At 45.5% G+C, this 11,757-nt stretch carries 3 protein-coding genes; 2 read left to right on the plus strand and 1 reads right to left on the minus strand.

What is annotated here, in order from left to right:
* Window positions 1-28: 28 nt before the first annotated feature.
* Together B5F25_RS15805 and B5F25_RS15810 are read left to right on the plus strand one after the other, a co-directional pair.
* Entirely contained in the window at window positions 29-4,630 is a 4,602-nt protein-coding gene (locus B5F25_RS15805) for a translocation/assembly module TamB domain-containing protein (protein ID WP_087250662.1), read from the plus strand.
* Between the two features lie 27 nt (window positions 4,631-4,657).
* A complete protein-coding gene (locus B5F25_RS15810; RefSeq protein ID WP_087210923.1) occupies window positions 4,658-6,982 on the plus strand; it encodes a BamA/TamA family outer membrane protein in 2,325 nt (774 codons plus the stop codon).
* A gap of 138 nt (window positions 6,983-7,120) precedes the next feature.
* On the opposite strand, the gene B5F25_RS15815 is transcribed toward B5F25_RS15810, so the two are convergent.
* Entirely contained in the window at window positions 7,121-11,554 is a 4,434-nt protein-coding gene (locus B5F25_RS15815; protein ID WP_087250664.1) for a hybrid sensor histidine kinase/response regulator transcription factor, read from the minus strand.
* Between the last annotated feature and the right edge of the window lie 203 nt (window positions 11,555-11,757).

An 11,757-nucleotide genomic window follows, 5' to 3' on the forward strand; every position in this document is an offset into this window, starting at 1 on the left:
ATCTGCAAAAGCAATTGGTTGCATTTTTATGAAGAAAAACATTCGCCGGTTGGGGATTATTATAGCATCTCCGCTGATATTGTTTGTTGTGTTGTGTGTGTTGGTTTATCTGCCTCCCATACAGAATTTTCTGGTGAATACTGCCACCCGGTATGCATCGGAAGCTACGGGTATGCAGATTTCCATCGGAAGAATTTCGCTTTCTTTTCCACTCGATCTGGTGGTGCACCGTACACTTGTCATTAATACCGGCGACACCATACTATATGCCGACCGGCTAACTGCCCAGGTGCAGTTGCTCCCTTTATTTAAGAAAAAGGTGGAGTTGGACGGACTGGAATTACGTAAAGCTTCGGTAAATACGGCAGGCCTGATAGAAGGCATGACATTGAAAGGGGATTTGGGGAATCTGTTTATTGCTTCGCATGGAGTGGAGCTGAGCCCTGAAACTGCCATAATAGATGAGCTTACTCTGAAAGATACTCACTTGTCGATGTGTCTTGCCGATACCTCTGCTGCCGATACCACTGCTTCGGCACCGGTATACTGGAAGTTCCGCTTGCGCAAAATCGACTTTGAAGATGTTTCCTTTGCCATGCAAATGCCGCTTGATACACTTCGGATGGGAATAGCACTTGACCGACTTTCGTTGCGCGAAGGAGATGTTGACCTGCATCAGATGGCGTATGCGGCACGTACACTTTCGTTGGAAGGTGGAAAAGCTACGTTTGAGTCGGGTACACTCGCTCCCATTGAAAAGGGAATAGACCCTTCACACATCGTCCTGACTGAAATAAACCTGCGTATGGATTCGCTACGCTATGCAGGAAACGATATACATGCTATGATCCGGAATCTGAACCTGAAAGAACACTCTGGACTGGAAATCACTTCTGGCGAAGGGAGGCTGGTGTCGGATGCTCATACGCTGAATGTGCCTTCACTCCGCATCAAGACTCCTGATTCGGTTATAGAACTAAACGCTTCGATGGATTGGGATGCGATGGATACGGACAAAGAAGGAACGATACGGGCACGTCTGATGGCAGATATCGGTAAAAATGATTTGTTGAAAGTAGTGACGGACATGCCCGATGAATTTGTACGTCATTATCCATCGGTACCTCTGCAAGTACGTGCCGGAATAGATGGAAGTCTGAACAATTTGCGTCTTACAGCCTTATCGCTTACACTTCCGGGAGCCATACGTGCCGAAGCCAGCGGAGAAATGTTTTTTCCACTTGATAGTGTGCGGCGCGATGGTTTGTTGCATCTGGAGGCACAAACCGGGAACCTTGGTTTTCTGAAAGCTCTTACAGGGGAAAGTGTAGCTGTTCCTACGGGAATGAGTTTGGAAGGGATGGCTTCATTGACGGGAAATCAGCTTGCAGCCCAAATGAAACTGAATGATGGAGGACAGGGTAAAATAGTATTGGATGCAGGATATAACCTGATTTCGGCCAGTTACAAAGCACAGATAGATATCGATAGCCTGAATTTGCACCGTTTCATGCCTCAAGACTCACTTTACGGCCTTTCTGCTACATTGCATGCGGAAGGAGTGGGCTTGGATTTCTTTTCCCCTCATACTCAAGCGAAGGCAGATGCTGAAGTATCTCATCTCCGTTATGGGCATAGGCTGTTTTCGGGATTGAAGCTCGAAGCCGACCTCCGTCAGTCGCAAGGCAATGTGGCACTCTTTGTGTCTGACCATGCCGTGGACGTTTCTGCCAGCCTTAATGCTTCGCTTCGTCCCAATGCCATTCAAGCAGACTTAGACGCACAGGTGAAACGGCTGGACCTGAAAGCTTTGTCGGTAACAGGAACCAAACTGACTCCATCACTTCACATCAAAGCTTATGCCCAGACCGATATGAAGAAAAGCCATCGTGTACGGTTATCGCTGACCAATATTGTTCTTGCTACGGAAGAAAATACGTTTCACACAAAAGACCTTCATGCCGGAGTGGAGATGGCTTCCGATTCTATCCGGAGTTATGTAAATGCAGGCGACCTGACTTTTCTTTTCCGTTCGCCTGACGGAGTGGAGCGCTTGGGGACCGGTGCTACAGCACTGATGAAGGAATTCGACCGTCAATGGAAAGCGCGTAAGCTGGACCAACGGGCATTGAAACTTCTCTTGCCCCAGGCAGAACTGAGAGTCTTTTCCGGTTCGGATAATCCGGTTGCAAACTTGCTTTCTGCCAATCATTTGCGGTATGACCGTTTTCGGGCAAAGATGACCGCTTCACCTTCCGACGGACTGAATGCCGAAATGAATCTTTATGGTTTACGTACCGATAGTCTGCGGCTGGACACCATATTTTTCGATGCCCGCCAAGATTCTACCCGCTTCTTGTTTCATAGTGGTGTAAAAGCATTGGCCAGCAAGCGTCAGGAAGCTTTCGATATCGGTATGGGAGGAAGTATTGACTCTGTCCGGGCTGGGCTTCGGATAATGTATTTGAATAATAAGCGTGAGAAAGGAGTCGACCTGGGATTAGAAGCCCGCCTGCATCCCGATGGAGTCAGCTTACATGTTTCTCCCGATACCCCCATATTAGTATACCGTCATTTCCAGGCAAATCCCGACAATTACATTTACCTTGCCGACAAAGGACGTATACATGCCGACTTGCGCTTGACGGACACGCTTCATACCGGCTTGTCGCTGACCTCTACACCCGATACCCTTGCGTTGCAAGACTTGACTTTGGCTCTGAACCGCATAGATATAGCCGAGTTTCGCAGAGTGGTGCCTTATATGCCCGATATTGCCGGACGAGTGAGTGCAGAAGTACATTATGTGCAGACGGAAGCAGATATGCAAGTTGCAGCCGAGATGCAGGTAGAACGCCTGGCATATAACCGGCAATCTTTGGGCGACTGGGGAATGTCGGCGGTTTATTTGCCTCAGGAAAATGGAGCACACGGCATTGACGGTTTTATCACTATTGATGGGAAAGAGGCGGTGAATCTGGACGGTACTTATGCAACCGCTCTTGACAAGCAGACAGAAGACAGAATCGATGCAAAGGTAAGCCTGCACCATTTTCCCTTACACATTGCCAATGCTTTCATCCCGGGGAAAATGGCTACACTTGCAGGTGACGTGGATGGAAGCGTAAATGTGAACGGTTCTACTTTAAAACCGATTCTTGACGGAGAGTTTGCCTTGGATAGTGTACAGGTAGGAATCCCTCAGGCTTCACTGAACCTGCGCTTAGACAATCGTCCCCTTAGAATCAATCAGAACCGTTTGGAATTCAAACGCTTTAATATCTATACCGAGGGGGCTACACCGTTTACCATCGATGGCTATGTGGATGTAAATGATTTTGCTGCAATCGATGTCAATCTTCAGATGAATGCACGCAATTTCGAACTTATCAATGCCAAACGGACAAAAGAATCCTTAGTATATGGGAAGCTTTATGTCGATTTCGCTTCGATGGTAAAAGGGTCTCCCGAAAATCTGACAATGCGGGGAAATATGAACATCTTGGGGAACAGCGATTTTACATATATCCTGAAAGATTCTCCTCTTACCGTAGAAGACCGTTTGAGCGAAACGGTAACCTTCGTTGACTTCCGTGATACAGCACAGGTGGATTTGCGGACATTCAAACCAGTGTCGTTGGGAGGTATTGATGTATTGATGACCCTGCATATCGACGAGGCGGTACAGGCACGTGTAGACCTGAACGAAGACGGAAGCAACTATATGTTGCTGGAGGGGGGAGGTGACCTTTCCTTTCAATACCAGCCAGATGGAAATATGGTACTGAACGGACGTTATTCGTTGATGAGTGGAGAAATGAAGTATGAAATGCCCATTATTCCACTGAAGACATTCCACATACAGAGCGGAAGCTATATTGAGTGGACAGGCGACCTGATGAACCCTAATCTTAACATCAAAGCCTCGGAGCGGGTACGGGCTTCGGTGGCATCGGATGACAACAGTTCGAGAATGGTGAATTTTGATGTTGGGGTGCGCCTGACCAACCGGCTGGAAAACTTGGGATTTGCTTTTACCTTGGAAGCTCCCGAAGACGGGACAATGCAGAACGAACTGGCGGGGAAATCGGAAGAAGAGAAAAACAAGCTTGCTGTAACGATGCTGGTGACCGGTATGTATATGGGAGGCGGAAGCACGGGCAATGGCTTTGATACGAACAGTATGCTGAATTCTTTCCTACAAAGCGAAATCAATAAAGTGGCAGGTAGTGCGCTGAAAACCATTGACATCAATTTCGGTATGGAAACCACCGAGCAAGGAAGCGGAGCTTCACGAACAGACTATAACTTCCAGTTTGCCAAACGTTTTTGGAACAACCGCTTCCAAGTGGTGATAGGTGGGAAGATTTCGACAGGTAATGATGCCCAGCAACAGGAAGAATCGTTTATCGACAATATCTCGCTGGAATACAGACTGGACAATAGCGGCACGCGCTATATCAAGATTTTCCACGATAAAAACTACGAAAGCATACTTGATGGTGAAGTGATTGAAACGGGAGTAGGTGTTGTATTGAGAAAAAAAGTAAGTAAGCTGGGCGAACTTTTTATCTTCCGTTCGCGTAAAAAAAACAAACCTACCAATGAAGGTATAAGCGAAGGGCAATGAAGGTATATTAATAAGGTATAGAAGCTAATGAAAAGACTGGACGCATATATATTCGTTTTGCTCGGGATGCTGGCAGGGTTGTCATCATGCTCTACCACCAAGCATTTGCCCGAAGGAGAAACCCTCTATCTGGGACTGAAAAATATCACAATCCAGAATGAAGATGAAACCAAAGCCGGACAGACGGCATTAGACGAAGTGATGGGAGCCATCAGCATTGCTCCCAACAATGCTATCGTGACCTATCCGAATGTGCGGTTTCCTATTCCTTTCGGACTATGGATGTATAATCGCTTTGAACGATATGAAAAAGGTTTCGGCAGGTGGATATTCAAGCATCTGGCTGCCGACCCCGTTCTGCTATCGGAAGTGAATCCGGATACCCGTGCCAAAGTGGCGGGCAACTTGCTTCGTGATTATGGCTTCTTCGATGGGCATGTCACATGGAAAATAGACAGCACCAAAAACGAACGTGCCGTAAAATTGAGTTATGATATTGATATGGGGCGTCCGTACCGGATAGATACATTGCTATACGAAGGTTTTGCTCCCCGAACCGACAGTCTGATTCATGCCCGTTCATCGGAGCGACTGGTACATACCGATGATTATTTTAATGTCAATACCCTGAATGCAGAACGTCAACGGGTGGTAGATTTGTTGCGCAACCACGGATATTATTATGCACGTACCGATTTCCTGACATTTCTAGCCGACACCCTGATGCGTCCCGGCTATGTGATGCTGAAGATGGTTCCTGCTGCCAATCTTCCGAAAGAAGCCTTAAAAACCTATCATATCGGGAAGACAGCTGTTTATTTGACAGGATACAACGGAGAACCTCCTGTTGACTCAATGAAATTGCGTGACTTTACAGTGTTTTATGCCGGAGACAAGCCAGGATTGCGCTTCGATGTATTGCGTAAGCGTTTTCTTTATCGGAAAGGAGAACTTTATTCACAGACACGTCAAGATTATACCCAGGAAGCACTTTCACGATTGGGAGTGTTTAAGTTCAACGAGATGCAATACTTGCCTCGTTCCGGTGAAGATACGCTTGATGTACGGGTAAATGCCATGTTCGATTTGCCTTACGATAGTGAATTGGAATTGAATGTCACGACCAAGAGTACAAAGCAGACTGGTCCGGGAGCTATATTCAAACTTACGAAAAAGAACTTCCTGAGGATGGGGGCTTCGCTGAATCTGGAACTGAAAGGTTCGTACGAATGGCAGACCAGTTCGACGGTAGACGGTGACAAGTCGGTTATGAATTCGTATGAACTGGGTGCTGCGCTTTCACTTGATTTTCCGCGCATTGTCATTCCTTGGGTACGCAACCGGATAGATCCGTTCCGTTTCCCTTCCGAAACCCATTTCCGCATCTATGCAGAGCAGGTGAACCGTGCCCGTTATTTCAAAATGCTTTCTTTTGGCGGAAGTATATCTTATAGCTTTCAGAAATCACGAAGCATGAAACATACCGTCACACCGGTTCATCTTGCTTTCAATCACTTGCAACGCCGTACGGCTACATTCGATTCGATTGCTTTGGCAAACCCAATGCTCTTTCATAGTTTGGACGACCAGTTCATCCCTTCCATTTCGTATACTTTTACTTATGATGATTCGTGGCGTCAACGCCGTTGGCGGATATGGTGGGAGAACTCGTTCACTTCGGCAGGAAATATCACGTCGGCTATTTATGCTGCTTTCGGAAGAGGATTCAAAGAAAAAGAAAAGAAATTTTTAGGAACCCCTTTTGCCCAATTCCTGAAATTTACCAGTGAGATACGCCCGTTGTTTTACATCAATGAAAAACAGCAGCTGGCAGGACGGTTGATGGCAGGTGTGATTTGGGCATATGGCAATAAGACTATTGCACCTTACAATGAGCAGTTTTACGTGGGAGGTGCCAATAGCATCCGTGCCTTTACGGTACGTTCGTTGGGTCCGGGACGTTTTCATCCGGCAGATAATGCTGCCTATTCGTATGTAGATGAAACAGGTGACATCAAACTGGAAGCAAACCTGGAGTATCGGTTCAGGCTTTTCTCGAATATGTTTGGTGGAAATCTTAACGGGGCAGTCTTTCTTGATGCAGGCAATGTGTGGCTGATGCGGAAAGATGAGGCTCGTCCCGGTGCGGAATTCACTTTCAAACATTTTTTCGATAATATAGCTGTAGGTACTGGTGTGGGTATCCGTTATGATTTGTCTTTTCTTGTCCTTCGTCTGGATTGGGGAATTGCTCTCCACGTGCCTTATGAAACCGGACGTTCTGGGTATTATAACATTCCCCGGTTCAAGGACGGACAAGGTCTGCATTTTGCTATTGGTTATCCGTTCTGAATTTTCCCCATAGCGAGTACAGACATGCTGGTCTGTTTTTTATGAATTCCACAAAAATGCGGATATTCATTCTATTTACTGAATATCCGCAAACATCCCATGTAGGGGCGTATTGGACAAAATGTGAATATTCATTTTCTATTTTTTCCGCGCTTTCTCCTTGTATTCTGTAGGTGTCATTCCAAAACGTTGTTTAAAGCATTTGCTGAAATAGCGTGGGTCGTTGATACCTACCATATAGGCAATTTGGGTCATATTGAACTCGCCCGATTCTATCAGTTGTGCAGCACGTTTTACGCGCATTTCTTTGATGAATTCGATTGGGGCAAATCCAGTAAGCGATTTCAGTTTCTTAAAGAAAACCGAGCGGCTTACCGCCATTTCTTTCACCAGGTCGTCCACTATCAGATCACCATTATCCAGATTTTTCTCCATAAATTCCGTCAAGTGGTCCATAAAGAGTTTGTCTTGTGGTGAAATAGAATTTTGCACTTCTTTTTCCACTTTTGCTTCCTCTTCTGTAGCCGGAGCATTGGTGTTCATCAGGTGTTCGCTATAGAATTGGCGCAGCCGTTTGCGGCGCATGAGCAGATTGTCTACACGTGCTTTCAGATATACGGCACTGAAGGGTTTGGTGATATAGCTGTCTACGCCCAGTTCCATACTTTGCAATTTGCTGTCCATGTCGGTCTTGGCAGTCAGTAAAACGATAGGTATGTGACTGGTTGACATGTCACTTTTCAATTCTTTCGTCAGTGTTATACCGTCTTTTTCGGGCATCATGATGTCGCTGATGATGATGTCGGGGATATATTTGCGGGCTTTTTCTACACCTTCTGTACCATTTGATGCTTCGATGGTTTGAAATTCTTCATTAAAAATGTTACGTAAGAAGAAACGTAGTTCCAGGTTATCTTCCACCAGCAACATTGTTTTTCGGTCGGTAATTGTTCCGGATAAAGTATTTTCAACTTGAGGTTCTTGTTTTATTTCCGGCAAATTGCTTTCGGATGATAGCTCGACATTGTCCGAAACAATAAATTCCACTTGTTCACCGAAATGCTCTTTGCCTTTCTGGAATTCTATAGTAAAGCAGCTCCCTTCTCCTTCCTTACTGTCTACGTGGATGTCGGCATGATGTAGGTCTGCCAGTTCTTTGGCAAGCGACAGGCCTATTCCCGTACTGTTTCCCATCAGATGTTTATCCAGTAAAGCCTCGAAACGTACGAATAAAGATTTCTTCATGCTTTCAGGAATACCGATTCCTTGGTCTTGCACGCCTATTGCTATGCTCTTTTCATTTTCATGTATAAAGACTTTAATACTTTTGCCTTGTGGAGTATATTTAAATGCATTTGAGAGTAGGTTGAAGATAATTTTTTCTACTTTGTCTACATCTACCCATAGCTTCAACGAAGGTTGTTCGCTTTCGAAGATGAAATCTATTTTGTTTGATTCGGCCAGCGATTCGAAGTTTTCCATGATTTTACGGACAAAAGGAACGATATCCACCTGCTCTACACAGAGCTTCATCTTGTTGTTCTGTATTTTGCGGAAATCCAGAATCTGGTTCACCAGGCGTAGCATACGGTGGGTATTCCGCTCTACAACTTGTAGCTGCTCCCTCACTTCATGTGTCAGGTCGTTGCGTTTTAAAATATAGCTTAGCGGACCTTCTATCAAAGTGAGTGGGGTACGTAATTCGTGTGAAATGTTGGTGAAGAAGCGCAGTTTGATATCTGTAACCTGTTGTTCTACAGAAACTTCATGTTTCAGGCGGTAGATAATGAATAAAATATAAGCTCCACCAAGCAATATGCCGAGAAAAACGATGACATAAAGTCCGTAAGCGATAGGGGTTTCCCAGAAAGCAGGCTGGACAGTTATAGGCAAATGCCGTTCGTTGTTTACCCATATACCTGCTCCGTTGGTAGAACGGATGCGGAAAGTATATTCCCCCTGAGGTAAGTTTGTATAGGTAGCCGTACGCTGTTTGCCTACATAGTTCCATTCTTCATCGAATCCCTCCAGCATATAAGCATATTTGATATTTTCCGGGAAGTTCATGTCAAGTGCTGCAAATGAGAGAGCTATGGTGTTTTTGGTGTGGGGAAGTACAAGACTGCCCAGACTGTTCAGAGACTCTGGCAGTACCGTCCCGGCTTTAGGCATGATGTTTTCATTGGCTATTTTCAGGCCGGCAAAGATAATTTCGGGCACATAATTGTTGGTCTTTACTTCTTCCGGGCGATATACAAGCACTCCGCGGTTCGACCCAAAGAGTAGTCTTCCATCGGTGAGTACCATGGCCGTATTTTCCTCAAAGGCCAATTCTTCTCCCAGTTCGCGTCGCAGAAAATTGTCGAAACGATGTTTATGAGTATCCATGCGGCTCAGTCCGCTTTCTGTACCTATCCATATATTTCCTTTTTCGTCTTCGGCTAGTGATACCAGTACATCGGTGGGTAGGCCGCTGGTAGTATTGTAAGATGAGAAACGTGCTTTGCCTTTATGGTCTATGTCTTTCAATTTATTCAAGCCACCGCCGAATGTAGCAAAGAACAAATGTTTTTTCCCAGTGAGCAGAATATCATATATATCGTTGTTGCTTAAACTCTCAGGGTCGCCCGGAGTACGTGCATGCAGATGAAAGCTGATGGCTTCTGGGCGGGTGAAGTCTTCATCGAAAGAAAGAAGTCCATTCGATGTAGCAATCCACATTGTACCGTTGGCATCGCGTTGCAAGGCACGTGCTTTGTAACAACGTTCCATTGGATATGATTTCAGGTTGTTGCGAAAGTTAATGAAACGATAGCTTCCGTCTGCCTGAGGTTCCATGCAGTTGATACCTCCCCCAAATGTAGCTATCCACAGACGTCCTTTTCCGTCTTCGCAGATATCATAAGCACTATTGTGGCTCAAGCTATAAATGTCGTTGGCATCATACGTATAATGAGTCGGACGATAAGATTTATTTCCTTCCTGTGGTTCGAGACGGATAATGCCACCACCTTTTGAGGCTATCCAGACGGTGCCATGCGAGTCTTCCATGATGCGGTAGGCTGGGGTGATAAACGGAGTGCCCGATGAAGAGATACGTCCATCAGCGGTAAGGTAGCCTAAAGGAGCCATATCGGTGTTGAAGATGGTAATTTTCCCGTCCCGTGTACCTATCCAGATACGTTTTTGTGAATCTTCGCACAAGGCACGCACTTGATTGGCGTGAGTGTCGTAATGACATGCCAAGGGTTTGTATAGGCGGAATTCATTATCGAAGAACGAAACTTTTTCCAGTCCTTTCGAATGGGTACCTAGCCACAGATTCCCCTGGCGGTCGGTCATCATGGCATGCAATTTATTTGAGAAGCGCCATTCACTGCTTCCGGCTTCATCGTAAAAAGGCAATAGCCTGCCTGAGTCACGATCGAACCAGGACAATCCTCCGCCTACAGGATGTACCCATAAGTTTCCGTCCCGGTTTTCGCAGATAGAGAATACAGGTATCGAGCGGTCGGCCGGGTCTTTTTCTACTTTTATCTGTTCTACTTTCAGTTGTTTTTCGTCTGGGTTCAAGTGGCATACACACCCCGAACGGTCTACACCTGCCCATATTTCGTCATGACTGTCTACGTATATCGAGATGATGGGTGAACTGGCAAAGTCAAATCCTTGCTCTGCTCCATAAAAATATATGGATTCTGTCTGTGTATCAGTTATCAGGATGCCTTGCTTGGGGGCTGCGAATACCATACGTCCGTCTTTTAGCTGGCGGATGGCGATAATGTTGTCTTGTATGGGAAGTTCTTTCAATGTGAATATGTCATTGTTTGTATTGTATATCCATACACGTCCTTGCCGTGAGGTGAACCACAACATTCCTTCTACTTCCAGTACATCGAAAAACGGTTGTTCCTGCTGTCTTTTCCGGGGATGGGTATCGGCAAAATAACTTGTTTCTTTCCCATCAGGGTCTATACGGAGCAAACCGTTTTCGCTAAGCAGCCATTCTCTTCCTTTGCTATCCAAATGTATGTTGTAGATGCGTGTGCCCTTTTCCCCACATGCGCTCGAAAGGTAAGTTTTTTGTCCTTCCTTCTGCTGTGAGGTTGCAGGTGTAATACGTATGCCTCCATCGTTTCCGGCAAGCAACCATACTGTTCCGTTTTTCAAGGTTACAATGTTGGTTATTACAAGATTGCTTTCCGGTTCCTGAGATAAAATTTCGTCAAAGGTTTCCCGACGTTTGTCAAAGCGAAATACATGTCCGTCGTAGGCGATGCACCATATATTACCTTTGGCGTCTACATATAGGTAATCGATGCGATTGGATGCCCATTCCACTTCATTGCTTTTGCGTGCTTTGTAAACTTGGAAGTCATACCCGTCGAAGCGGTTGATTCCATCCCATGTCGCAAACCATAGCATGCCGTCATGGTCTTGTACCATAGCCATTACGGTGTTTTCCGAAAGTCCGTTCTCTTGCGAATAATGTGTGAATGTGCAGTTCAGTTGCGCCCGGACAGGAAGGAATGTCAGCAGAGATAAAAATATGTAGCAGAAGATTGTTTTCATGGTTCTTGGTTGATAAAGTAAGCAAATGTAAGCAATATTTTGATACGAGCCAAACAGATACCAGAATAATCCGTTCGATGTCCGGGGCAGAGTCAACCAGCGAGTGCAACATTACGAAATATTTTTGAAAAAGACCTCAGCCGGAGTCAAGAAATTGAGTTTTTCTCTCGGTCTGGCATTAATTTTCTTCCTGATCTTGGTTA

The organism is Bacteroides sp. An19 (genome assembly GCF_002160215.1).
Lineage (GTDB): Bacteria > Bacteroidota > Bacteroidia > Bacteroidales > Bacteroidaceae > Phocaeicola > Phocaeicola intestinalis.

Excerpts from the sequence above, each read along its gene's own strand:
- B5F25_RS15805 (WP_087250662.1), top strand. The coding sequence starts at position 29 with ATGAAGAAAAACATTCGCCGGTTGGGGATTATTATAGCATCTCCGCTG.
- B5F25_RS15810 (WP_087210923.1), top strand. The coding sequence starts at position 4,658 with ATGAAAAGACTGGACGCATATATATTCGTTTTGCTCGGGATGCTGGCA.
- B5F25_RS15815 (WP_087250664.1), bottom strand. The coding sequence starts at position 11,554 with ATGAAAACAATCTTCTGCTACATATTTTTATCTCTGCTGACATTCCTT.